Genomic DNA, 25787 nt, shown 5'->3' on the forward strand with positions numbered 1-25787 from the left:
CGCGCTTGCCGTACCTGCGAACGTACTGATGCTATAATGCTCTTTTCTCAACTAGCATCAAGTCTCATAGGTAACAAAGCCTGCGCGCGCTTCCTCGGGCTGCCTAGTGATGCTACTCCGTTTTCCTGCGTCAGATAGTTGCTAGTCTCGTAGGTAACAACATCTGGACATTTCTCAACGGTCTGGAAACTAGGCTTATTCGATGACTAGGGGACGGTCCTTTTTCGTCAAACCTTGCATGTATCTGAGGCAGGAGGAAGAAAAGATTTGAGAGAATATATCCAGAAATCAGGAGGTGCGAATGTCACCGCTTCCATGCAGAAAAGTCTAAGACCTGGAAAATGCGAAGAACATCCGGTATAAAAATGAAGATACGAGAGGTGTTTGCTATACAATCGAAAACAGTCGAACAGTCCAAAGTCAGTATCGGCAATTTGATGCAACCGGAACATGCGAACCCGCCTGGCAATATTCATGGCGGTGAAATTATGAAATTGATGGACAATGCCGCTGCCATCGTCGCACTTAGGCATACCCGGACGAATGTCGCCACTAAACGGGTGGATCAGCTGGTGTTTCATCATCCTGTTCATGTTGGCGACTTTGTCATTTGCAATGCCCAATTGACGTTTGTCGGCAAGAGTTCGATGGAAGTGCTTGTCACCGTATTAGTCGATAATATAACAAAAGATCAACCAACCAAAGTTGCGCTAACTGCATTTTTTACCCTGGTAGCATTGGACGGGAATGGAATGCCTGCGGATGCGCCGCCACTAGCAATCATCACCGAAGAAGAACGCGTCTTATTCGAAGCAGGACGGCAGCGCTATTTGAGCTATAAGCAGCAACGTTTGAGATAAGACTGCGCCCTGAAGCTTTTTCCTTAAAACCTAAAGGCATGTTAACGCAAAGCCCGCGAAGCGTGCAAGCGGCGAAAAGCGGACTTTCAATATAAATTCCCTTTACGTTCTTCGATTCTTCGCGCTCTGCAATACGTCTTCGCCTCCAAGAAAACTGTGCATTAGGCAGCACATTGAGGTCAGGCTTGACGTATTGCGTTATTGGTCGCTCGCTCTTCCCGCCTCTTGTTAAACAGCGCTAGCAAATTTGGTGGTTGTTCTGATTGTAGTTTGTAATCCGGCGCAAGGTCGGTCACCTTTTCGACCGCTGCTTTAAGATCATAATAAACATCCCATTTGGCTTTTACTAGCTCGCTGCCTGTCAAGCGTAACAAATAGGCCGGATGGTAAGTGGCAATGGCTTCTATACCGTATTTTGTATTAAACCAGACGCCGCGGTCACGAGTGATCCGGGCATCTGGACTTTTTAGATATTTTAACGCTACACTGCCGAGAGCGACAATGACTTTCGGCATTACTGACTCGACCTCTTTGTCCAGCCATAAGTTGGCGCAAAAGCAAGCTTCATCGAGTGTTGGTGTGCGGTTGCCCTGTGGGCGGCATTTGATGATATTTGATGTATATATGCGATCACGTGTAGCTTTCACGCTAGCCAGGGCTTTATCCAGCAGTTGACCGGAGGGGCCGACCAGCGGTACACCGTACTGATCCTCGACGCCGCCCGGACCTTCACCGATAAACATAAAGGGTGATTGTGGCGAACCATTATATGATGTTGGTCCGATAGCGCTTTTTCGTAGCGGGCAGGCGTTGCAGGCAAGCAAGGATTGCTCTAGGGCGGAATGGTTTTGTGCCATAATAGTCACCTCGCTCCAGTAATTCGACTGTAGACGATAAAATTCCTATGTTATCGGCAATTTTAGCGCATCAGGATACAGGATTTTACCTCGTGAGGCAGAAAGGAGTTATTAAGTACAATCGGTTCTATTCTGTAATAACAAGGAGGGGTGTCTTTTGAACAAGGACTTTACTTGCCTGTTTGCTGGCGAGGCCGGTTATGGGGTAATGAGCGCAGGCTCAACGCTGGCTAAGGCTGCTGGTCGTAACGGATTGTGGGCGTTTGTTGTTAACGAGTACCCGTCTCTGATTAAAGGTGGCCTGAATACTTGCCTGGTTCGCCTGGCCGCTTCACCGCTGCAGGCGCATGAGGAGTCGCTTGACTTTTTTGCCGGTTTATCGCAAGAGGGGCTTGAACAAAATTACTCCCGCTTAAAGCCTGGCGCTGCACTTTTGGTTGACACGGCGATTAAAGTGGAAAGCAGCCGTTTGCCGTCAGACGTGCGGGTTTATCTGTTGCCTCTTATCCAAAAGGGCAGCGGCGATGTCGCTAAAATCATGTCCAACAGCGCGATGCTGGGGGCGTTTTGTGCGATCAGCGGTTTCCCGCTGGAATTGGTCGAAACTGTCCTAGCAGGCGAGTTTAAGCCGGAAGTATTTGCGAAAAACAGGGAATTGTTGCGTGCGGCGTTTGAACTTGCTGCTGAACAAGCTGTTGTTGCCTCGTTCCCATTACCTGTTGGCGCAAATCCAGCGCAAAAGATGTTGATCAATGGCAATGATGCGATTTCGATGGGGGCAATTCAGGCAGGCTGCAAATTTGCAGCAGGCTATCCAATGACCCCCGGATCCAGTGTGCTGACCTATTTGGCTGATCATGGGCCTCAGTTTGGCTTGGTGTTTAAACAAGCAGAGGATGAAATTGCCGCGATGAATATGTTGATCGGCGCTGGCTATGCCGGTGTGCGGGCGATTGGCTCCACCAGCGGCGGCGGCTTCGCGCTAATGGTAGAGGCGCTAGGCTTTGCCGGTTTGGCCGAAGTACCTGTTGTCATGGTTAACGCGCAACGCGGTGGTCCCAGCACTGGACAACCGACCCGTACAGCCCAGGCCGACTTGGCGTTTGTGATTAATTCCTCGCAAGGCGAATTTCCCCGGATTGTACTCGCAGTTGGCGATGTCGAGGAGTGCTTTGTTGAGACCTTCCGGGCCTTTAACTTAGCTGAGAAGTACCAGATTCCAGTGATTATTCTCACTGATAAATATCTCGCCGACTCTTCAGTGACTCATCCATTCTTTAACACAAATGGTTTAACCATTGAACGCGGCAAGTTGGCAGATGAGACTTGGCTGGCAGCCAATCGGCCGTATAAACGCTACGAGTTCACCGATGATGGCGTCTCGGTCCGCGCTGTGCCGGGAATGGCCGGTGGCCGTCATATAGCGACAAGCTATACCCATGGCGAGGACGGCTTTTATAGTTCCGGCAACCGCGAATATGCGGCAACCGAACCGGAAATTACGGTGAAAGCACTGGATAAGCTGTTTGCGAAGGAACCACATATTCTTGCAGAGCTTCCGGCTGTCAAACTTCATGGGCCGGAGACAGCTGACCTCACGCTTGTTGCTTGGGGCTCGACCAAAGGCGCTGCGCTTGAGGCCATGGAACTGGCCAAGGCTGCCGGTTTGAGCGTCAATCTACTGCAGGTGCTATATATGTCGCCGTTCCCGGCGGCAGCGGTTGAGGCTGTGCTCGGCAAGGCAAAACATACTCTGTTGCTTGAGGGCAATAAAACGGCGCAGCTAGGGGCGCTGATCCGCATGCACACCGGTATCTATATCGACGATAACTATTTGAAATACGATTCGCGGGCGTTTACGCCATCGCTTATTTTAGAGAAAATCAAGGAGGTGCTGGCATGAGCGCGAGTGATGTCAATCTCCAGTATGTTCCTACCTGGTGCCCCGGTTGCGGCAATTTCGGTATTTTCAATTCGTTGAAAAAGGCGTTTGCCACGCTGCAGCTCGACCTTGAGCAAACTGTTCTCGTCAACGGTATCGGCTGCTCCAGTAAAATTGGTCAATATGTTAACTGCTATCGCATCGAGACCTTGCATGGTCGCAGCTTGCCAGTTGCGACCGGCGTCAAGTTGGCCAATCATAGCCTGACCGTTATCGCCGAGGGCGGCGATGGCGACGGCATGGGTCTGGGCATGGGCCACTTTGTCCATACCGCCAGAAGAAACCTTGATATTAGCTACTTCATTCACAACAACCAGGTCTATGGACTGACCAAGGGACAGACCTCGCCGACAAGCGAACCGGGCATGCTGACTAAGTTTACGCCGCCGCCGCTCGGCAATGTCGAGCGTCCGGTTAACATTGTTGACATGGCGATCAGCCTTGGCGCTAGCTTTGTCGCCCGCTCCTATACGGGTGACATGAACCATTTGGCTGATATGATGGCTCAGGCGATTAGTCATCGCGGCTTTGCGGTTCTTGACATCCTGCAGCCCTGCGTGTCGTTCAATGCCATCAATACCTATGCCTGGTATCAACAGCGAGTCCGCCGCATCGCCGAGACCCACGATCCGGAAAATCGTGATCAGGCACGGGCTCTGGCAGGGCTATGGGGAGACGAGATCCCTGTCGGTGTATTTCTGCGTGAAGAGCGTCCTACGTTTGCCGACTCACTGGCGCAGCTAAAAGACGGACCGCTGGCTTCCCGCCCGCTCGAGGGTGCGGATATCAGCGGACTAATGGAAGAACTGGCCTAGTAGAGCAGGGGATAAGCTGCGACGAACCACAGAGTACACAGAGGTCGCAGAGTGGACACAGAGGGATCGAAACAGTGATTTTTAACACAAATCCCGTATTCCTCTGCGGGTGCCCTCCTCATACTCTGCGTACTCTGCGGTTAGCGTACTCTGTCCCTCCGTAGGCTCCATCTACCCACCGGCTCTTGTGATGTTCACTGCAAAATCCCGTTGACAAACCAGAATGAGCATGGTATAGTAAACGAAACAAAGACGTTTAGAGACTATAACAGGTCTCCGAACGTCTTTGTTTTATACCGTAAAATTAATGATATCATCATTAATAGAAATGTGATGAATGAAACGATTATTTGTTTGTCAAAGGAGCACTGCTTTTATGGAGACCAATGGCAAGGAGCTAAATGCTCTGCTGCAAAGGATGATTGACATCTCTAGTGATTCACCTACCTATGAAAAGCTGGCGCATTATATTGAAAAAAACTACATACGGATTATCTTTATGACAGCTGGAGAGTTAGCCAACGAAATCGATAGTAGTCAAGGCAGTGTTTCACGATTCTGCATCGCGTTAGGTTATCGCGGCTTCAATGATTTCCAACGCAGTTTGCAAAAGTTCGTTAGTAAAGAAATTACTGTTCCGCAGCGGCTGCAATATATTTCTCAGAATCAAAGCAGTCATAAAATTCGCAGCATCCTCACGATGGAACATAAGAATATTGATGAACTCGAAGCCATATTGTGTCAGCCATCTTATAGCGAGCTTGTCAAAAAAATCGTATCGGCTGAAGAGATTGTGCTGTTATCTGCGAGAATGTCGGCAACCCTGCTGCCTTATACCTTTTACGTGTTAAATAAAATCAGAAATGGCGTTTTTCAAGTGACGCCGGAACATCCTTCGTGGGAAACCTTAAATCTGCGTTATCCTAAAACCACCTTGGTGTTTGCCATCTCTTTTCCCCGCTATCCTAACGTGTTAGTCAATAAACTGCAAGAGCTGCGGACAGAGGGATTCTCGATTGCGGCTATTACCGACAGCATGATTTCTCCGATTGCTAATTTAGCGGATCCGATTATTCATGTTCCCATTACCATATCGTCGATTTTCGATATTTATAGTACACCAATGATGTTTTTAAATCTTTTGCTGCGAGATGTGGCAAAAGAAATAGATGGGCTGGACCAGCGATTAAGTCGATTTGAAAGCATGGATTCATTAAATAATATTTATTATAAAAGCACAGCAGACACTAATTAATTCGACCGAATAATGCATATATGTTTTGTTGGCAAACAAAGGCGTTTGACATGTAATCACTAGCGATGTGGTTATGTCTAAACGTCTTTTTGTTTAAAATAGCGAAGCCCTAGTACCTTGCATCACCTAAAAATTTGGCTTATATTGCGGTCTTTTTTCGTCCTGCTTCGTTGTCGTCGCCTTACAGATTCTCGATCTGCGCGGCTTCTCCGCCTCGCAAGACAAAAAAATCTCCACAATCTAATCTCAAACTTTAAGTGACGCAAGGTACTAGGTTTCGTCCAATATATAAGTAAACTGAGCAATGATTTAAATTTGAGAGGAAGATGTACAAATGAAAAAGCTAATCAGTTTATTGGCTGTGGCGGTCTTCACGTTTCTATTGGCAGGGTGTTCCGGCGGCAATGCGCCGACGGCAAAAAGTGACAGTGTGCTGGCAAAGATTAAGAAGGATCAAGTGCTTACGGTCGGCACAGACGCTACCTTTAAGCCATTTGAGTATAAGAACAATGGAAAGTACGAAGGCTTTGATATTGATTTAATCGAAGCAGTGGCTAAAGAATTGGGCGCAAACAAGGTTGAATATGTAGATACCGAATTTAAGGGCCTGATTCCCGGCTTGCTGGCAAAAAAATATGATTTGGTTGTTTCAGCCATGTATATTACTGATGAACGCAAGCAGACGATTAATTTCTCTGACACCTATTTTCCCGGCGGACTGTCTATTATGATTAAAAATTCCAATACGGCGGTCAAAGGAATTAATGATCTGAAGGGTAAGAAAGTTTCGGTTCAAATCGGAACGAAATCGGCTAAATATCTGGAAGAAAAGTATAAAGATATTATCCTGGTCAAGGTAGAAACCAATAATGATATGTTCATGGAATTGGAAACCGGCAAAGTTGACGCGGTGGTTACCGGCTTGCCTGCTGCCAAGACGTACGCTAAAGCAAAGGGAACAGTCAAGGTGCTGCCAGAAACACTAACCGAGGAATTCTATGGCTATGGCCTGCGCAAAGATGATGCAGAATTAGCGAAGGCGGTAAACGCGGCGTTGAAAAAAGTCAAAGATAATGGTACTTATGATCAAATCGTTAAAAAGTGGTTCGAGTAATTCTTCTACAGTAAAAGGGGGCAGATGCTTCTGCCCCTACCGATCATACGGAGGAATTTGTTATGGCATTTGATTTTTCGGTCATATTCCTTGGACAGAATGTTCACTTTCTGTTATATGGGTTACTATCTACGATCTTCTTTTCTGTATCAAGCTTTGCGTTGAGCCTATTGATTGGTACGGTTATTGCTTTCGGACAACTATCCAGCGTAACGATATACCGAGCCTTTTCTCTAGCCTATCTATCGTGGTTTAGGGCGACTCCCTTGCTGGTTCAGTTATTCATGCTTTACTATGGTCTTCCGCTTGTACTGCATGTGGATACGGTTGCCTGGATTTCCGGCATTATTGCGCTGGGGATGTATAGTGGTTCTTATTCCTCGCAAATTATCCGGGGAGCGATTCAATCGATTGACCGCGGACAGATGGAGGCGGGACGCTCCTTAGGGTTTTCTTATCCGCAAACTATGCGAAAGATCATTATTCCACAGGCCTTCTTGCGTATGCTTGCACCTTTGACGAATGAATTCATCTCTCTAACCAAAAATTCTTCCCTGCTGTCAACGATAACCGTTGTCGAGTTATTCCGGCAAGCAAATATCCTGATTGCCGATACCTACCGGACCATGGAGTTTTTAGTCGCAATCGCTGTTCTTTATTATCTCTTCAACAATTTGATCGGTTATGTGGGAATGGCGTTAGAAACCCGGTTTCGTACAGGAGGAGAATTGCAATGATCCATATTACCTGCTTAAATAAGTTCTTTGGTCAGCATCATGTGTTAAAGAACATTGACCTTACGATTGAACAAGGCAAGGTATTTGTCATTATCGGCCCGTCCGGCTCTGGGAAAAGTACGCTGCTGCGGTGTATTAACTATCTGGAGACCTATAGTGATGGCGAGATCACCATTGATGGGAAACCGATGGGGCGAAAATTAATCAAGGGTCAGTCGGTGGAAATCCCAGCGTCAGAGTTGAATCAAGCCAGGCAGGACGTCGGGATGGTATTTCAATCCTTCAATCTGTTTCCCCACAAGACGGTTCTGCAAAATATCACGATGGCGCCGCAGTCGCTAAAAGGGATGAGCGCTGCCGAGGCGGAAGCCTTAGCCATGCAGCTGCTGAAGAAAGTGGGCCTTGAGGAGAAAGCCCATGTGCTGCCATACAATTTGTCCGGCGGGCAAAAGCAGCGGGTCGCAATCGCCCGAGCTCTGGCGATGCAGCCGAAGGTGATGCTGTTTGACGAACCGACCTCTGCCCTAGATCCTGAAATGGTTGGCGAAGTGCTGCAAGTGATGAAGCAGTTGGCCAAGGAAGGCATGACGATGGTCATTGTCACTCACGAGATGCGGTTTGCGAAAGATGCAGCTGATCAAGTTCTCGTGCTGGATAATGGAATCATTATTGAGCGAGACAAACCGGATAAAATATTCGTCAATCCTACCCACCCCCGCACCAAAGAATTTCTCAGCAAGGTTCTGGAGAATTAGCCTGACTGCGCTGACGCTACATCAGGCAAGAAAAGAGGCAATCACGATGACCGATTCACTCTCAGTCAACAAAAACAGAATTCAGGCGCGGCTGCAGGCTCTGGCTGCCATAGGCAAAAATGCCGAAGGCGGTATTGACCGCAGTTTCGGCAGCGCCGCCGATTTGGCAGCCAGAGCGCATGTTATCGCAGTGTTGAAAAACGAAATTGGCGCAGCCGTATCGATTGACCCGGCTGCTAACATATGGGCCGGAGTCAATGAACACTCCCCTTTGCCGCCAATCGCCGTAGGCTCCCATCACGACACGGTGCTGAACGGCGGCATGTATGACGGCGCCTTAGGCGTTATTTTAGCCATAGAAGTGCTTCAGGTAGTAAAGGAAACGAACTATCCCCTGCGGCATCCAGCGGCGATGGTCTCGTTTACCGCCGAAGAACCGAATCCATTTAATCTATCGACACTTGGCAGCCGACTCGCAACGGGAAAGTTAGACCCTGACAAGCTGCTGCAGATAGAAGATACTGTTCATCACATCAGCTTAGCGGATGCGCTGGCAAAAGCAGGCGGCTCGATAACCAATCTGACGGCAGCCAGACTGCAGCCTGGCCAATTGAGCGCCTTTATTGAATGCCATATTGAGCAGGGCAAACGATTGGATAGCCGGGAGATCCCCCTGGCTGTAGTATCCCATATAACCGGTATCTACCGGGAAACTGTTCATGTTTGCGGTGAAGCCAATCACGCGGGGACTACGCTGATGAATGACCGGCACGATGCCTTATTGACGACGTCCGAGTTTTGTCTCGCTTTTGAAAAAGTACTTAAAGCAGTCAATCGAGACGACGTGGTCGGTACCATCGGGCAGATGGAGCTATTTCCTAACTCGGTTAATATTATACCTGGCGAGGCCTCGTTGACGATGGAGATTCGTACTCCTGATCAGGCTGTGTTATCCGCGATTCTTGCCGATTTAGCCAAGTGTGTTGAAGAGATTGAAACAGCCCGGGGTGTAAGCATCCAGCGGAGCGTGCTGTTAAATCAAGACTCTGTCGCCTTGGATGATACGATTATGGCTGCCATGGTAAGAGAAATCGAGCTGATGGCGGAGCCCTGCGTCACACTAGCCAGCATGGCGGGGCATGATGCCACTCATCTGGCCAGCATAACAAGAAGCGGAATGCTATTTGTACGAAGCATTAACGGTAAGAGTCATTGCCCGGAAGAAAACAGCCGGCTGCAAGACATCGAAAAAGCGGGCAATGTCTTGTTGAACACCATTTTACGGCTGGACAAGGAGCTTGATGCAGAATGAAGCGTATTTATAAACCCTCCTATTTGCTGCAGAGCGATCAATTCGTCGCCAATGCAGGCGTACTCGTCGAAGCGGGGATGATCACAGAAGTTGGCGGGATCCAGGAACTGACGAGCAGACAACCCGATGCCGAAATAATTGATTGGACTGGGCTTGCCATGCTGCCTGGGACTGTTAACTCGCATAATCATTCTTTTCAGAGCCTGCTCCGCGGACTGGTAGTCGACCGCCCCTTTTTAGAGTGGCGTGACCAGGCGCTTTATCGCTACTCACCGCTACTGAGCGAGCAGGATATTTATACCGGAGCGTTATTCGCCTTCGGCGAGATGATGCGCTACGGCGTCACAACCGTTTGCGACTTTTTCTATCTGCATAATCAAGGCATTGCTAGTGACGAAGCGATTATTCAAGCCGCCAAAGATACGGGCATTCGGCTTGTCCTGGCTAGGACCATGTATGATTGGGCGGGAGCCCCTGGCGGTTATCGGGAAACAATCGAGCAAGCGGTAGCCAATACCAGGCAGCTAGCTGTTAAATATGATCAAAATCCGATGGTCAAAATTATTCCGGCTCCGCATAGCCTGCATGCCGCTTCGTTAGAGATGGTGAAAGCGGGGCATAAGCTAGCCTTAGAGCTTGGTACAAGAATGCATATCCATGTCGCGGAAGAACCCTTTGAAGTCGAAGAAACCATGCAATCGCATGGCCTGACCCCGATTGAACTGCTGCATAAAATTGGCGTGCTGGATGAGAACATGGTGGCGATCCATGCCGTTTGGCTCAAGGCTGGCGAGATTCAGTTAATGGGTAAAAAAAGCGCTAAGTTGGCCTATTGCCCCTCTAGCAATATGTTTTTAGCTGATGGTGTAACAAAAGTGATCGATTTGATGAAAGCGGGCGTTGTTGTTGGCTTAGGCACAGACGGCGCCTGCAGCAATAACCGGATCAGCATATTTGAGGAAATGCGCATGACAGCCTTGTTGCAGAAGGTTTCCCTGTTAAACGCCACTGCCATATCTGCAAAGCAGGTATTCTCCATGGGCACAGCGAATGGCGAAGAGCTTTTGGGTATACCGGTTGGAAAGATCGAACCCGGCTATTATGCTGATTTTGTGGGAGTCGATACGAGCGATCTGTCCGTTCAACCGCTGTTTTCGGTAAACGAACAGCTTCTGCCGAATATCGTATACTCGATGCAGCCGAATGCTATTGACCGGGTTGTCGTGAATGGGATAGAGCAAGTGCAGAGCAGCAAGCTTGTCAGTATCAGGGAAGATGATATTCTGAACCGATTGCAGACTGTAGCTGAAAAATTCAACGCCTGTAAATAAGGCCATCCAAGTGCGTTGGCTAGACAATGAAGGGAGGCAAAGCCATTGGCCTATTCAACACAACTGATCAAAAGCGCCGAGCGTGATACAACTAATTGGTCCGGGGGCAGTACTAGCCAAATTGCCATCCATCCACAGCATGCTGAATACGGAAAGCGTAATTTTACCTGGCGGCTGAGTTCGGCAAAAGTAGAATTGGCGGAATCTACGTTCACTCCGCTTCCCGGCATCCATAGAGTACTGATGGTGACGGACGGAGAGGTTACCCTTAAGCACCAAGGCCATCACAGCATCTCTTTAAAGCCTTTTGCGCAAGACCGGTTTTATGGCGATTGGACAACGAAAAGCATTGGCAAGGTGAGCGATTTCAATTTGATGCTGGCGGATAATTGCAAGGGAGAATTATCCGCGATTGCTCTGGTGGAAAAAACGAGAATCGAGACAGCCGTACTGAGCAGCAGGGATTGCAGCCAATTTTCATCCGCGTTTTACTGTGTGGATGGCAGTGTCCAGCTGGTTGTTAATCAAGAAAACAGCTATGAATTGCATGAAGGCGACGCGCTGCTTCTAACCGGGGAACAGCAAGATGAAGCGATCACTTTAGAAATAAACAACTTTGAAGATAAAACCGTTCACGTCATTCGCGCGGATATGCTGTTTTAAATAGCGATTGGCGTCTAGTACCGTATCAGGAGGATATAACATGTCTAACTTCAGCCTAAGGGAGCCTGTAAATTTGGCTTCTACGGGAATTGCATCGTTTGCGAAAACTGCTATTTGCACTAACCTGGATGATCTTATCGCTGACATTGCGGTTATCGGCGCTCCCTGTGATATTTCCATACAAGGAAGATCGGGGGCGCGTTTAGGCCCCAGGGGAATCCGCCTGCAGTCTACGCGGTTCAGTTACAGCCCGGAGGGGTCCTACGATCCTGAACGGGACGATTTCTATCTAAGCACTAAGCAGTGGCGTGTCGTTGACTGCGGTGACGCCGATCTGGTGCCTGGTGACTTAGAGGCAAGCTTTGCCAATATTGAAGCCGCCGTCCGAACGATTGTCAGCCGGGGCGCTATGCCGGTCGTGTTAGGCGGCGACCACTCTATTACCATTCCGGTTGCCAGAGGGCTTGACATAGCGGGACCCTTCCATGTCATTCATTTCGATTCGCACCTGGATTGGAGCTATACTCGTGGTGGACAGCGTTATAGTAACGGAAGCCCCTGCCGGTGCATGGCGGCGATGGCTCATGTGGACAAGATGGCTCATTTAGGCATTCACGGCATTGGCAGCAGTCAAAAGTCAGACTTTGCAGACGCTCTCGCGTATGGCGATCTCATTCTGTCGCCTAAGCAAATCCGCAAAATCGGCATTGCAGAGACGCTGGCGCGGCTTCCCCGGGGTGAACGCTATTTTGTTAGCATTGATATCGATGTTATGGATTGCTCTATTGCCGCCGGTACCGGTTCGCCCATGCACGGCGGGCTGTATTATGATGAGATGGTAGAGCTGTTAGAGGGAGTGGCTAGGCTGGGAACAATTGTTGGCTTTGATTTGGTTGAAGTAGCGCCTCAATATGACGATCTCAGTGGCACGACCTGTTATCTCGCCGCACGACTAATTTCCGATTTTCTCGGATTTATCACTAAGGAACGGGAGCTTTCATAAATAGACCGGTCCCTTTGCGGGTGCCCCCCGCGTACTCTGCGGTTAACGTATTCAGTCCTCTCCAAAAGACCAATCCGTGGTTTATACAACGCCATTACCAATCTTTACATTTTGCACGGAATACGTTACAATAAATTCGATTACAATAGTACCGAATCAACCCTAATCCTGTGAATATTGACGGTCATTTTTTCGCTATGCTGTGTTGTCGTCAATCGGCATACTGACGGTATGCCTCATTCCTCCGCCTTGCCTAGCAAAAAAACGCCACGCCACTATCCTACAGTTTTAGAGTTGACGCGGTACTAGACAGAGAAACGCGATGAAGGGGCAATACCGTTACTAGTCTGTCTCAGAGAACCGGCGGTTGGTGTGAGTCGGTGGCAGCAGGCGGTTGATCCACCCTGGGAGCGGACGGCGGACCCGTACGGCAGCGCACGTTACGCGCCTAAAGCGGATCGTTCTTTACGATCAAACTGGGTGGCACCACGGGAGTCAATCCCGTCCCTAGACATAGGGACGGGATTTTAATATTTAGGAGGGTTCAACATGCTTGATTTAAAATTTGTCCGTGATAATACCGAAAAGGTACAGACAGCGCTGAAAAATCGCGGCGGCTCAATCAGTTTGGATGCGTTTCTGTCTCTGGAGAAAGAACGCCGTGATCTGCTCATGGAAGTGGAAGGTTTGAAGAGCCTGCGCAATACTGTGACACAGGAAATCAGCCGCATGAAAAAGGCTGGAGAAAACGCTGACGCCAAAATCGCCGAGATGCGCGGTGTAGGCGACAAAATCAGCGCCCTTGACGCTAGGTTAAAAGAAGTGGAAGAGCAGCTTTCCTCAATTCTGATGACTTTGCCTAATCTGCCGGACGAGAGCGTACCAGTCGGCAAAGATGAACATGACAATGTAGAGATGCGCCGCTGGGGCACGCCAAGAAACTTTGATTTTCAGCCACTGCCTCACTGGGAAATTGGCGAGAAACTCGGCATCCTCGATTTTGAGCGGGCAGCCAAGGTGACCGGTGCCCGATTTACGTTCTACAAAGGGTTGGGCGCACGGCTGGAGCGCGCGCTAATTAACTTCTTTCTTGATGTACATACCCGGGAACATGGTTACACGGAGATTCTGCCACCCTATATTGCTAACCGCGAGACGATGACCGGCACTGGCCAACTGCCGAAGTTCGCGGAAGATATGTTTAAGCTTGAAGGTCTGGATTATTATCTCATTCCCACCGCCGAAGTGCCTGTGACCAATCTGCATCGTCAGGAAATCCTCGACGGTGCTAGTTTGCCGATTTACTACAGTGCCTATAGCGCTTGCTTCCGGGCGGAGGCAGGGTCTGCTGGACGCGATACTCGTGGCTTGATCCGTCAACATCAGTTCAATAAGGTTGAGCTCGTCAAATTCAGCCAGCCGGAAACATCATTTGATGAGTTGGAGAAGATGACTGCCAACGCTGAACGTGTGCTCCAGCTCCTCGGACTTCCCTACCGGACTATTCTCTTATGTACCGGTGATATGGGATTCTCCTCTGCAAAGACCTATGATATCGAGGTTTGGCTGCCTAGTTTTGATGCCTACCGGGAAATTTCATCTTGTTCAAACTGTGTCGACTTCCAAGCGCGCCGCGCTGACATCCGCTTCCGACGCGACACCAAGGCCAAGCCTGAGTATGCCCACACTCTTAATGGCTCTGGCGTTGCTATCGGTCGGGCGTTTTCGGCGATCCTTGAGAACTACCAGCAACCTGACGGTTCAGTGGTAGTGCCGGAAGTGCTAAGACCGTTTATGGGAGTGGACGTTATCCGTTGATTGCGGGAGGTCGTATGAGAAATCCGGTTGGACAGGCTGCCTTAGCTTCGCTTGCAGATTTTTGCGGCGGGGCAGCCTATCTTTGCGACAGGCAAGGGCAAATTATTGACGCTTTTCCAGCCACGGCGGCGAGCCAAGCTGTGCCAGCTCATTTAATCTCACGGTGTGTAGCTGATACAGTTGCTAGCCAGGAGACGGTCAAAACGATAACAGATAGCGGCATCTCGCTAGTCACGATTGTTTTGGGTGCATGGGTATTGGTGTTGGATAACCGTCAACGTGTGGAAGATAAACTGAAATACCAGCAAATTGTTGAAGATTCGTTGCCATTCATTGCCCAAGTAGCAGGCGGAACGGCAGTACTTTTTGATCATCATGGCATTCGGTTTCGGGCAGTCGAACCAGATGGAAAACAAAACCCAGGAGCGGAAGGTGTGTTTACTCATCTATCGCAGCGTGTCATGCAGGAGCTTAGACCGAGTCTCGGGCCGTCCACGTTGCGACCGGGAGCAACAGCGGTGAGAATTCCGCTGACACCGGACTATGGATTGGCATTTAATAATACCTATGCGGCGAATCAACGCCAACGCTTACTCGATAATGCCCGTCAGTACCGTTATGCCCACTACCATATCGAAGACATCGTTGGCGAAAGTCCGCTGATCAGCAAAGCAAAGAAAATGGCCAGTGAAGTTGCCAAGTCGCCGTCTACGGTTCTGCTTACCGGCGAAACCGGCACTGGCAAGGAACTGTTCGCGCAGGCGATTCACAATCTGAGCAGCCGTTACAATCAGCCGTTTGTGGCGATAAACTGTGGTGCCTTACCCGCCGATCTGGTTGAAAGCACCTTATTCGGTTACGCGGAGGGGGCTTTTACCGGCGCCAGAAAGTCCGGTCAAGCGGGTGCTTTTGAACAAGCGAACGGTGGTACGCTATTTCTTGATGAAGTGAGCGAAATGCCGTTTGATTTGCAGGTGAAGCTGCTACGTGTGCTTCAAGAGCGCGAGGTCACTAGGGTTGGTCATTCTAAGCCGTTAAAGGTGGATGTCCGGATTATCGCTTCAACTAATAAGTTGTTGCATGAATTGATTAAAGCAGGTAGGTTTAGAGCAGATTTATTTTTCCGGCTCAATGTATTCGAAATTATCATCCCGCCACTGCGTGAACGACGTGATGATCTGATTGCGTTAACCGACTTTTTTCTCAAAAAGTTTTCCAACATGATTGGAAAAAGTGTACAAGAAATCACTCCAGCGGCAATGCAGGCATTGTCGTTATACTCATGGCCGGGTAATGTCCGGGAACTTCAGAATTGCCTGGAATATGCGTTTAATATTGTTGACGTCAATTCCCGGTCCATCACGCCGGAGTGCTTGCCAGCGCGCATCAGATCATATAGCTCTGCGACAGAGCAAGAGCTTTCTCTGTATGCTGAACAGATGAATCGAACGGAAAGAGAGCTTGTGGTGAGAGCTTTGGCGCTATGCAATGATAATAAAGCAGAAGCGGCAAGACGACTGGGAATCAATCGCACCACTCTGTGGAGAATACTGAAAAAGTATAAACTAGACAGCAATGCCGTTGCGGAATCGAACGGCGTTGCGAAAACGAACACATAGCATAATAGCGGTATTAACCTGGAGTTGACGGAAAAAGCCCGGCTGAGCGTTCATTATTGAACGATCAGCCGGGCTTTTTGTTTTTGCGGCAACGAAAAAATCAGCTTCTTAGACTATTGAGAAGCCTCATTTTCATGGTGTTCAGAAGGTCCCAGATACTAGGCGGCCTTGCGAACCCAGCAGCGATGCGTACTAGAGGGTACGCTAGCAATGGGTTCGTGAGGTCAACAACGTAGGTGGGGCTTTATCAACGCCCTGGAAATGAAGTTTGGCACAGTTTATGCAATTAATAGTATCAACTGACAGAAGGGAGGATTTATGGTGCTTACTAGTGAGAGATTACGGCATCCGCGCCTGTTCGACAAGATCGTAACAGCGGATAAGGCGGCAGAACTGATTCAAGACGGTATGACAGTCGGGGTCAGTGGGTTTACCCCTTCCGGCTACCCCAAGGCTGTAACCATGGCGCTTGCCCGTGCTGTCAAAGCGGGTAAGAAATGCCGGATTGCGATTTGGTCAGGAGCGTCGGTGGGACCAGAAATTGAGGAAGAATTGGCATCAGTAGGAGCGGTATCTCGACGTGCACCGTATTACGCCGCGTCTAATAGACACATGCGTAATGGCATTAATCAAGGTGAGATCTGCTACACAGACGTTCACCTTAGTCATTTGGCGCAGCAGATCGATTACGGCTTTCTAGGCAAGTTGGACATGGCTATTGTGGAAGCGGTTGCGATTACGCCAGAGGGTGATCTCATTCTCGGACCGGGAGTGGGCAACACCCCGATGTTCGTCAAACACGCGGAAAAGATCATTGTCGAAGTCAACATCGCTCAGCCGTTAGAGCTCGAAGGCATGCACGATATCTATGTCTTGCCTAAACCGCAGCATCGGCGTGAGATTCCGATTTACAATGCGTGTGACCGGATTGGCGGACCGTATGTTAAATGCGGCGTTGACCGGATTACCTGTATCGTCGAGTCCGATATTCCGGATAAAGTGCGCGACTTAGTCCAGCCGGACGAATTGAGTGAGAAGATCGCCGGTAACTTAATTGAGTTTTTAGAGTATGAGCAAAAAGCGGGACGCATTCCCGCCGAGATGCTGCCGATCCAGTCAGGCGTTGGTAGTATTGCGAATGCCGTTTTAGCCGGACTTGCCAAATCGAAGTGGGAAAATCTAGAGATGTATTCGGAAATACTGCAAGACTCCGTATTTAATCTGATTGAAGCCGGTAAAGTGACCTGCGCCTCCGGCTGCGCGTTCACGCCGTCGCCATCGGTGATGAAAAAATTCCGCAGTGATCCGAAACTCTATCGCCAATCTATTGTGTTACGGCCGCTTGATATCAGCAACCACCCGGAAGTGATTCGGCGGTTGGGCGTTATCGCCCTCAATACTCCTATGGAGTTTGACATTTACGGACATGCGAATTCCACCCATGTCATTGGAACGCACATGATGAACGGCATCGGCGGATCGGGAGACTACATGCGCAATGGCTATATGACGATTTTTACCACTGAGTCTATCGCCAAAGGGGGAGCTATTTCCCGTATCGTGCCGATGGTAAGCCATGCTGATCATACTGAGCATGATGCAATGGTGTTTATCACCGAGTGGGGAGTCGCTGATGTACGCGGCTTATGTCCTCGAGAACGAGCCAGGCTGATCATCAATAACTGCGCCCATCCGGACTACCGCCCGTTACTGTTAGATTATTTTGCGTCAGCAGAGAGAAAATACGGGGGTCATACCCCGCACGATATGGACAGAGCGCTGAGTTTTCATTCGAACTTTATTCATCAAGGAACAATGAAAATATGACAGGGGGATATAGCAATATGTTTAATGAGAAAAAACTTACCGAGATCGAGCAATCCCAAAAAACATGGCAAGATAAGCTGGACAAAAGCCTGGCTAAGTTTCCGGAACGCCAGAAGTTTGCCGTAAAAAGCCTGTATACCCCGCTTGACAACGCCAAAAGTGACTATCTCGCTGAGGTTGGTCTCCCTGGCGAATTCCCTTTTACGCGCGGCATCCAGCAAGGCATGTACCGCACCAAGCTATGGACCATGCGCCAATACTCCGGAATGGCTTCGGCCGAGGAATCCAATCAGCGTTACAAATATTTGCTGGCTCAAGGACAAACAGGCCTGTCGGTAGCGTTTGATTTGCCAACGCAAATCGGCTATGACTCTGACCATCCGCTAGCCCAGGGTGAAGTCGGCAAAGTCGGTGTAGCTATCGATTCGTTAGCAGATATGGAAGCCTTGTTTGATGGAATTTCCATCGAGAAGGTTAGCACCTCGATGACGATTAATGGTCCTGCCGCTGTCCTGTTAGCCATGTATGTCGCTGTCGGTGAAAAGCAAGGCGCTAAGCCGGAAGCTCTCAGCGGCACCATCCAAAATGACATCCTCAAGGAGTATATCGCCCGCGGCACCTACATCTTCCCGCCTCAGCCTTCGATGCGCTTGATTACCGATACTTTTGCCTATTGCTCACAAAACATTCCCAAATGGAATGTGATCAGCGTCGGTGCCTATCACATCCGTGAGGCTGGCGCAACAGCTGTTCAAGAAGTTGCCTTCGCCTTTGCCAACGCGATCGCCTATATTGACGCCGCCCTTAAAGTCGGCCTCAATATTGATGACTTTGCGCCGAACATCTCCTGGATTTTCACCGCCGATCTAGACCTGTTTGAGGAAGTGGCGAAGTTCCGTGCCGCCCGCCGGTTATGGGCCGGCATCATGAAAGAACGTTACGGCGCGACTAAGCCAAAATCGCAAATGCTCAGATTCCACGTCCATACGGCAGGCAGCGTACTGACAGCACAACAGCCAGACAACAACATTGCCCGGATAACCTGGCAGGCACTAGCAGCGATCTTGGGCGGCACGCAATCGTTAGCCACTTGCGCCAAAGACGAGGCGATCAGTCTGCCGACCGAAGATTCAGCCCGCTTGGCACTGCGCACCCAACAACTGCTGGCCTATGAAAGCGGCGCGGCGAAGACCGTCGACCCACTAGCCGGTTCGTATTATGTCGAACAGTTAACCGATAGGATCGAACAGCAGGCTAAGGAATACATTGCTAAGATTGACTCCCTCGGCGGCGCGGCGATTGCGATTGAAAAAGGCTATATGCAGGCGGAAATGTCCGTATGCGCCTATGCCTACCAGCGAGAAATTGAAAATAACGAACGGATTGTCGTCGGGGTTAATAAATTTGTTAATGATGATGAAGTACAAAGCGGCGACTACCTGAAAGTTGATCCAGTCGCTGGTGAAAAACAGCGCCAGCGACTGAGCGAACTCAAAGCAAAACGCGACAATGACCGAGTCGCCAAAACACTTGCTGCTTTACGGCAAGCCGCGAATGGGACAGAAAATCTGATGCCATATTTGATTGACGCGGTTAAGACCTATGCGACGCTAGGCGAAATCTGCGGCGTGCTGCGTGAGGTCTTTGGTGAGTACAAAGCAAATCTGGAAGTATAGAGAGGGAATATGATGAAACGAATACGCGTTTTAGTTGCTAAACCAGGCCTTGATGGCCATGATCGTGGTGCAAAAGTAATTAGCCGGGCACTACGGGACGCTGGTATGGAAGTGATTTATACTGGCCTGCGGCAAACACCGGAACAAATCGTTGAGACCGCCCTGCAAGAAGATGTCAATGTTATCGCTCTCAGTGTGCTGTCAGGCGCTCACACTTATCTTTTCCCACGGGTCATGGAATTGATCAGTGAAAAAGGCATGAAAGATGTTATCGTTATCGGCGGCGGGGTGATACCAGAATCGGATATTTGTGCATTGAAGGCAACTGGAATTAGGGAAATATTCACCCCTGGTACTAACACACGGCGGGTTATTGAATTTATCCAAACTGCTGTAGGTGAGTAATTAATAGTTCTACGATCCTTGAAAAGTACGGAGCACGATTCCGCAGAGGCGCCGAATGTGATCGTAATTCTCTGTGTCCTCTGTGTATCCTCCGTTTACTCTGTGGAAAACGTCTCTCAGCTTCAAGCCTTGACAATTCCCTGCAAAAACTTCAGGATGAAGGAAGTGTATTATGGAAACCAAAGCATTAGCCAGCTTTATTGCTAATCTTAACTATGAGATGCTGTCTGCATCCACCCGGCAGATGGCCAAACAATGTATCCTCGACGCTATTGGTTGTACGATCCGAGGCTCCATCGAAGCACCGGGCCAGATTATAGAGAAGGTTGTTGGTTCGCAAGGCGGCAAGTCACAAGCAACTGTGTTATCTGCAAAGCCGTTCCGGACGACAGCGCTGAATGCTGCTCTAGCTAATGGCGCCTTCAATCATTCGCTGGATTTTGACGACTTGCACAACGCCTCGATTATTCACCTGGGTACGGTAGTCGTTCCTGCCGCCTTGGCAGTTGCCGAGCAAATCGGCGCTAGCGGCCAACAGCTCATCACGGCTGTTGTCGCTGGATATGAGGTCGGCGCCAGAGTAGGCGAGGCTGTCAATCCTGAAGCCTACTTCTTCTGGCATACCACTGGCACAGCCGGTACCTTCGGCGCCGCAGCCGCGGCTGCAAAATTGCTTGAGCTGAATGCGGAACAGGCAGCGCATTGTTTAGGGACAGCCGGTACCCAGGCAGCCGGACTCTGGGAGTTTCTGCAGGAAGGCGCTATGAGTAAAACGCTCCACGCCGGCAAAGCGGCCTTTAATGGTATTTTAGCCGCAGTCCTGGCGAAAGAAGGCTTTACCAGCGCTAGCCGCATTTTAGAAGGCGAGAAGGGGTTCTGCCTGGCCATGACTCCGGCGGCTAAGCTAAACAAACTGACCGATGGGCTAGGCGGCGGTACGTATAAAATTGATGAAAACTCGTTTAAGCCGTATGCTTGCTGCAAGCATTGCCACGCTGCAAACAACGCGGCGCAGGTATTGCGCAGCAAGCACGGCATTGAGCCGACCCAAGTCAAAGCCATCAACATCAAGACCAATTCGGTTGCTGATAACTTGGTCAATAATCCGTACCCGCAGAACGCCTATGGCAGCAAATTTAGCATTCAGTATTGTGTAGTTGCTGCTCTTCGCTATGGCAAGGTGGGGATTGAGGAGTTCTGTCAGGAAAAGATTCAGGATGCCGAGACCCGGCGCATGATGCAACTTGTTCAGGTTGATATTGACCCTGAGCTTGACGCAGAATATAAGCGTAATCCGGATAAGTGGTCGGTTTTAGTTAGCGTCGAGACTGTTGACGGGAAAAAGTATCTGCAGTTTATTGAGTATCCGAAAGGCGATCCCCAGAACCCAGTCAGTTATGCCGAGTCTGAAGAGAAATTCCGTTCGTTAGCTGTAAGCGTATACAGTGATGGTGACGTTGACAAGCTGCTTGCTTTGGTAGGATGCGTTGAAACTGTTACTGATTTGAGCAATATGTTTGATTTCTTAGTGCGAAAAGATAAATAGAATAAGGGCGAGAAGATTGGCCGTGAAAACGCAAAAGGCGCTGTGCGCCTACGCGAAGGGAACGCTTAAATTGTGAGGCCATAACAACGAGGGTTTTTCTTATAGGGTACAGAATTTACAAATTTCTGAAGCGGTAAGGGGCTTGTGCCCTAAGGCTTTAGCTATTTAGCGGCGAGCCCTTAGCCTGCATTAGCCCGCTCCGACGACACAGGACGTGTCTAGTGTCGAGCGGGCCATGGATGGCCTAAGCGCTCGACCGACGGTACACCTTAAACTCCGCTAAGGCTAATGCCAGGCTAAGGGCAGTCTTCTTTCTATAAAGAATGTTAGTCGCCATGGTGGCGCTAGTGCCGTTTGTGGCGTTTATGCTATAGTACTCCATCCTTTCCAAAAGACAGCATCCACGGCTTTTTTTATAGACTGTGCCAACGGTTTTGCTTATAATGAAGCATGGAAGTGATTGGCTCACGCCTGTCACAATTGGTTGTGAGAAAGGATAAGTCAATCAATGGTAGAACTCATTAACTTCGCTAATTATTATACCAATCGGGATATGATTGATAATAGTTCCGCTGGCTTGAAAAGCCTGTTAGCCCAGCTGGATGTAGATGGCATCGAGGCATTATTTTGCGATCCCTGGGATGCGGCGGTTTTCCCCGCTTCCTCTATTCATGGTGTGCATCTCAACTTCTGGCCCACCTGGCTGGACTTCTGGCACGGTAATCAGCAGGCATTAGAGCGCCAATTTGGCAGCAAAGAGAACATTCTGGCCTATTTCGGTGGCACAGAGCCTGAGCATATGCTAGCTTGCTACCGCAGGGATATCAGCCAAGCTAAAGCGGCAGCAGCCAAATATATCGTGTTTCATGTCAGTCATAATGAACTGGATGAAATCTATACCTGGCGCTTTCGCGCCGACAGTCTGGCTGTGGTGGATGCGACCATCGAAATGGTCAACTCTATCGTTGGCGATATACCGCCTGACATGACGATACTGTTTGAAAACTTATGGTGGCCTGGTCTGACACTGCTCGAACCACGGCTTGTTGATCGCCTGCTTAGCCGGATTCGCCATCCGAAGGTTGGTATCATGCTAGACACCGGTCACTTGATGAATACCAATCCCGAATTGCAAGACGAGCGGCAGGGCGTAGAGTATATCCTTAGTGTACTAGGTAAGCTGGGCACACTGAGCAACTCGATCCAGGGAATTCACCTGCACCAGTCGCTTTCAGGCGCGTATGTTAAGCAAAGCCGCTGCCAGACCGCGCCGCCTGTTGACCTTGCGGCGTCAATGGCTCATATTATGCAGATTGATCAGCATAGGCCGTTTAGCGATTCCGCCGCCAAGCAGATACTCGAGCTTGTGGAGCCAGAGTATCTGGTGCACGAATTTATTGTGGCGTCACGGGAAGAACTGGTTGTGAATACAAATTTACAGCGGAAGGCGCTAAGATAGGAGAAAGGCGTCCCCGCAGGGACGCCATAGACTGTTGACAAACCTATTTTGCAGGGCGTTCAGAAAGGTCCAGATACTAGGCGGCCCCGCGGGCCCAGCAGTGACGCGTACGAAAGGGTACGCTAGCAATGGGTTCGCGGGGCCAACAACGTAGATGGGCCTTTATCAACGCCCTGAGGCGTCCCCGCAAGGACGCCATAGACTATACAGAGCTAACTGAAGAAGATCGCCGTGCTTCGCTCGCGATGATACGTAATGGGTTGTCAACGCGAGTGAAGCGTGGCGATCTTCTCTTTTGGAGTTGCCGACGCCCCGCTACCGAGATTTTTGGTTCTGCTGGTTAAACGCCAACAAATAAACAGATTGTCCGTATTTGGTTTGAAATTCTTTCTCAAAGGTTTGGATGGTATTCACTTGTTCGGCGGTGAGGCTGGAGAAACGCTCTTTTTCCATGGTTTTTAACCCCCTACAAATTTACTAAAAGCAATCCTTAGTATAACCGGTGAGGAGAAATCTATGCATTTTGACAAGTCTTGACTTTCGACTGAAGTTCTGATAATCTAAAAGGTAATTGATGGCACACTAACTGAATATGAGCTAGACAGGCGCCTGAAAAGGCTTAATAGGGAAGACCGGTGAGAATCCGGCGCGGTCCCGCCACTGTAATGGGGAGCAAACCCAATCATGCCACTGGGAGAATATCCTGGGAAGGCTGGGCGAGCTATGAACCAGAGCCAGGAGAACTGCCTGACTATATATCGCCGCTACGCCCACGAGCGATGGGTAGGGGATTTATGCGTTTATTGCGCAATTTTACATCCCGGCCTGCGGCTGGGATTTTTAATTTATAGTAGGAGTACGTTGGTGCAAAGCGGAATAATAAGCCCTCTGCGTGCCCTCCGCGAACTCTTCGTACTCTGCGGTTACGTACCAGTCTACTCCGTCACTCTGCGGTTAGCGCACTTCGTTTATCCAAGAAAGGTGGTTTTTTACATAATGGACTTTATTCATCAAGCCTTCTCCCTGTTTCAGAAAGGCGGACTAGTAATGGTGCCGCTTGCGTTTTGCTCGCTATTTGTTGCGACGATTATCGCTGAGCGGTATTGCTATTTTCGTGCTGAGACTAGTGATGTACCAGGTTTACTCAGTATGCTGACGGCACCCTTAGCCACGGGTGATTGGAATCAGGCAATTGCAGTTTGTCGTGAAGCACAAGGGTGTGCTGCCGCTGTTGCGCTAGCCGCACTGGAGCGTAAGAGCCGCGATATTCTGACTGTCGAAAAAGCGATGGAGGCTACTGCTTCGCTAAAAGCGTCCAAACTGCGCGACCGCTTGCAATATCTGGAGTTTGTCGTGACATTAGCACCGCTGCTGGGGCTCTTGGGCACGGTTGTCGGCATGATCCAGTCCTTCAGTGTCATGAATTTGCGTGAAGGCCAGCCATTTGCCATTACCGGCGGGGTAGGAGAGGCGTTGATCGCGACTGCTTCCGGCCTGTGTGTCGCCATTGTCGCTTTAATTGCCCATGCCTATTTTGCGCGTCAGTTGGATCGGCTGGTTACCGACATGGAAGAGACTGCCTATCATCTATTGAGCATGATCCGGGGTGAGTCGATTGAGACTGCGTAGTCTGCGGTTACAAAGTCAGCCCAAACTAATGATCATTCCGATGATCGATATTATCTTTTTCTTGCTGGTATTCTTTATGTTGAGCACATTGTATATGGTAGAACAGAGAGTGCTGCCGATTGCTCTGCCGCAGACGACAAGCGGCCAGCATGATATAACCAAGCAAGTGCCAATCACGATTACTGCCCAAGGCAAGATCCTGATTGACCAGGAAGAAATCCCGCTTGAGCTGTTTGGCAAACGCATCCAATCAGAGCTGGCTCGTCAGCCTGAGGCGCTATTCCTGCTTAGAGCTGATCGTCAGACAGAATACGGCCGAGTCATGGCTGTGTTGGATGAATTGAAACTCTCCGGCGTGCGGCGGATATCTGTCGCAACTGAAAGTAAGCCGAGGTGATGGCGATGCAACTGAGTTTTCGCCAGGCATTTATCGTTTCTCTAACCATACATTTGTTACTGGTGCCTGGCATGGGCTGGTTGGCAGGCGGCTGGTTGAAGTCAGAGCCTACGAGTCAACTGATCGAAATCGAGCTGGTGGCAGGTGGCTCGGGCCCGGGTTCTGGTTCAGGCATGGCGGCGACCGCTACTATGCCATTTAGCCAAGCCGCTCCGCCAAGCCCGCTGCCAACGTTGCCGGTACTGCCGTCTGAGCCTGAAACGGTGGCAGATGAGAATATTGCTGCTGCACCAGTCACATCGAGCGCAATCATCCCCCAGGCCCCGTCTGGTATCGATAGCGGCCCGGTAAATGGCTCAAGCAGTGGTTTGGGACACGGACAAGGCGGCGGGGGTGGTAGTGGCAACGGATCAGAATTTGGCTCCGGGTCTGGGACGGGTTCCGGTTCGGGATCCAGCTCCGGCTCAGGGACATCCCAATCAGTGATTTTGCCACCGCAGGTGCTGAAACGCTATGAGCCTGAGTATCCGATGTCAGCCAGACGTGCCAACCAGGAGGGTGTCGTCGGTCTGCGGATCGAAATACTGGCAAATGGTTTGCCGGGGAATATTAGTGTTGCCCGGTCGTCCGGCTATGAGGCGCTTGATGATGCTGCCGAGGCGGCAGTGCAAAGCTGGCGTTTTGTTCCGGCCCGCGATTCGCAAAGCGGTGCTCCGGTCGCCAGCGTGACGGTATTATCAGTCGCCTTCCGGCTGCACTGAGGTGAT

The 25787-nt window shown here is 49.8% G+C and carries 23 protein-coding genes and 1 riboswitch; of the genes, 21 read left to right on the top strand and 2 right to left on the bottom strand.

Annotated features, from left to right (window positions below; translation table 11 throughout):
- The first annotated feature begins 380 nt into the window (after positions 1 to 380).
- Positions 381 to 860, top strand: coding sequence for an acyl-CoA thioesterase (locus AXX12_RS09140; protein ID WP_231881851.1), 480 nt, complete (start codon positions 381 to 383; stop codon positions 858 to 860).
- A 179-nt stretch (positions 861 to 1039) separates the two neighbouring features.
- Here AXX12_RS09140 and AXX12_RS09145 read toward each other — a convergent pair whose 3' ends face one another.
- Positions 1040 to 1717, bottom strand: a complete 678-nt coding sequence (locus AXX12_RS09145) for a uracil-DNA glycosylase (protein WP_066241290.1) — start codon at positions 1715 to 1717, stop codon at positions 1040 to 1042.
- A gap of 157 nt (positions 1718 to 1874) precedes the next feature.
- Between AXX12_RS09145 and AXX12_RS09150 the strand changes: the two genes are divergently transcribed.
- The 17 genes from AXX12_RS09150 (at position 1875) to AXX12_RS09230 (ending at position 22994) form a co-directional block, all read left to right on the top strand.
- Positions 1875 to 3620 carry a 2-oxoacid:acceptor oxidoreductase subunit alpha gene (locus tag AXX12_RS09150; protein ID WP_156478618.1) on the top strand — a complete coding sequence of 582 codons (1746 nt, stop codon included), beginning with the start codon at positions 1875 to 1877 and terminating at the stop codon, positions 3618 to 3620.
- Positions 3617 to 4474, top strand: a complete 858-nt coding sequence (locus AXX12_RS09155; RefSeq protein WP_066241293.1) for a thiamine pyrophosphate-dependent enzyme — start codon at positions 3617 to 3619, stop codon at positions 4472 to 4474. The genes AXX12_RS09150 and AXX12_RS09155 overlap by 4 nt, the downstream gene beginning before the upstream one ends.
- Before the next feature lie 376 nt (positions 4475 to 4850).
- Entirely contained in the window at positions 4851 to 5729 is an 879-nt protein-coding gene (locus AXX12_RS09160; protein WP_066241296.1) for a MurR/RpiR family transcriptional regulator, read from the top strand.
- A gap of 334 nt (positions 5730 to 6063) precedes the next feature.
- Positions 6064 to 6843: a transporter substrate-binding domain-containing protein gene (locus AXX12_RS09165; RefSeq protein WP_066241298.1), complete on the top strand. Its 780-nt coding sequence runs from the start codon at positions 6064 to 6066 to the stop codon at positions 6841 to 6843.
- Between the two features lie 62 nt (positions 6844 to 6905).
- Positions 6906 to 7580, top strand: coding sequence for an amino acid ABC transporter permease (locus AXX12_RS09170; RefSeq protein WP_066241300.1), 675 nt, complete (start codon positions 6906 to 6908; stop codon positions 7578 to 7580).
- A complete protein-coding gene (locus AXX12_RS09175) occupies positions 7577 to 8335 on the top strand; it encodes an amino acid ABC transporter ATP-binding protein (protein WP_066241303.1) in 759 nt (252 codons plus the stop codon). The genes AXX12_RS09170 and AXX12_RS09175 overlap by 4 nt, the downstream gene beginning before the upstream one ends.
- Positions 8336 to 8381: 46 nt before the next feature.
- Positions 8382 to 9647: a hydantoinase/carbamoylase family amidase gene (locus AXX12_RS09180; RefSeq protein ID WP_066241306.1), complete on the top strand. Its 1266-nt coding sequence runs from the start codon at positions 8382 to 8384 to the stop codon at positions 9645 to 9647.
- On the top strand, positions 9644 to 10978 hold the full coding sequence (locus tag AXX12_RS09185; protein ID WP_066241309.1) for an amidohydrolase family protein: 1335 nt from the start codon (positions 9644 to 9646) through the stop codon (positions 10976 to 10978). The genes AXX12_RS09180 and AXX12_RS09185 overlap by 4 nt, the downstream gene beginning before the upstream one ends.
- Positions 10979 to 11023: 45 nt before the next feature.
- Positions 11024 to 11641 carry a HutD/Ves family protein gene (locus AXX12_RS09190; RefSeq protein ID WP_066241312.1) on the top strand — a complete coding sequence of 206 codons (618 nt, stop codon included), beginning with the start codon at positions 11024 to 11026 and terminating at the stop codon, positions 11639 to 11641.
- A 40-nt stretch (positions 11642 to 11681) separates the two neighbouring features.
- Positions 11682 to 12644: an agmatinase gene (locus AXX12_RS09195; protein ID WP_066241314.1), complete on the top strand. Its 963-nt coding sequence runs from the start codon at positions 11682 to 11684 to the stop codon at positions 12642 to 12644.
- Between the two features lie 549 nt (positions 12645 to 13193).
- A complete protein-coding gene (gene serS / locus AXX12_RS09200; RefSeq protein WP_066241316.1) occupies positions 13194 to 14462 on the top strand; it encodes a serine--tRNA ligase in 1269 nt (422 codons plus the stop codon).
- A gap of 14 nt (positions 14463 to 14476) precedes the next feature.
- Complete coding sequence (locus AXX12_RS09205) at positions 14477 to 16081, top strand: sigma-54 interaction domain-containing protein (protein ID WP_066241319.1); 1605 nt, start codon at positions 14477 to 14479, stop codon at positions 16079 to 16081.
- Positions 16082 to 16399: 318 nt separating this feature from the next.
- Entirely contained in the window at positions 16400 to 17908 is a 1509-nt protein-coding gene (locus tag AXX12_RS09210; RefSeq protein ID WP_066241321.1) for a succinate CoA transferase, read from the top strand.
- Positions 17909 to 17925: 17 nt separating this feature from the next.
- The gene (locus AXX12_RS09215; RefSeq protein ID WP_066241326.1) at positions 17926 to 19584 is read left to right on the top strand and encodes an acyl-CoA mutase large subunit family protein; all 1659 of its coding nucleotides are present in this window, start codon (positions 17926 to 17928) and stop codon (positions 19582 to 19584) included.
- Positions 19585 to 19593: 9 nt separating this feature from the next.
- Positions 19594 to 19989 (top strand): cobalamin B12-binding domain-containing protein, encoded by a 396-nt coding sequence (locus tag AXX12_RS09220; RefSeq protein WP_066241329.1) that lies wholly within the window; start codon positions 19594 to 19596, stop codon positions 19987 to 19989.
- Between the two features lie 172 nt (positions 19990 to 20161).
- Positions 20162 to 21535 (top strand): MmgE/PrpD family protein, encoded by a 1374-nt coding sequence (locus AXX12_RS09225; RefSeq protein ID WP_066241332.1) that lies wholly within the window; start codon positions 20162 to 20164, stop codon positions 21533 to 21535.
- A gap of 508 nt (positions 21536 to 22043) precedes the next feature.
- Positions 22044 to 22994, top strand: coding sequence for a TIM barrel protein (locus AXX12_RS09230; RefSeq protein ID WP_066241335.1), 951 nt, complete (start codon positions 22044 to 22046; stop codon positions 22992 to 22994).
- A 315-nt stretch (positions 22995 to 23309) separates the two neighbouring features.
- Here AXX12_RS09230 and AXX12_RS19300 read toward each other — a convergent pair whose 3' ends face one another.
- A complete protein-coding gene (locus AXX12_RS19300; RefSeq protein ID WP_156478619.1) occupies positions 23310 to 23447 on the bottom strand; it encodes a hypothetical protein in 138 nt (45 codons plus the stop codon).
- Between the two features lie 133 nt (positions 23448 to 23580).
- Positions 23581 to 23759: riboswitch (cobalamin riboswitch) on the top strand.
- 231 nt (positions 23760 to 23990) lie between these two features.
- Between AXX12_RS19300 and AXX12_RS09235 the strand changes: the two genes are divergently transcribed.
- From AXX12_RS09235 to AXX12_RS09245, 3 genes are read left to right on the top strand one after another with little or no spacing between them, the layout of a single operon-like run.
- Positions 23991 to 24623 carry a MotA/TolQ/ExbB proton channel family protein gene (locus AXX12_RS09235; protein ID WP_066241340.1) on the top strand — a complete coding sequence of 211 codons (633 nt, stop codon included), beginning with the start codon at positions 23991 to 23993 and terminating at the stop codon, positions 24621 to 24623.
- Positions 24610 to 25020 (top strand): ExbD/TolR family protein, encoded by a 411-nt coding sequence (locus AXX12_RS09240; RefSeq protein WP_066241343.1) that lies wholly within the window; start codon positions 24610 to 24612, stop codon positions 25018 to 25020. Before AXX12_RS09235 ends, AXX12_RS09240 begins: the two co-directional genes overlap by 14 nt.
- Positions 25021 to 25025: 5 nt before the next feature.
- Positions 25026 to 25781 (top strand): energy transducer TonB, encoded by a 756-nt coding sequence (locus AXX12_RS09245; RefSeq protein WP_066241346.1) that lies wholly within the window; start codon positions 25026 to 25028, stop codon positions 25779 to 25781.
- Positions 25782 to 25787 lie beyond the last annotated feature (6 nt).

Source organism: Anaerosporomusa subterranea, from assembly GCF_001611555.1.
Lineage (GTDB): Bacteria > Bacillota > Negativicutes > Sporomusales > Acetonemataceae > Anaerosporomusa > Anaerosporomusa subterranea.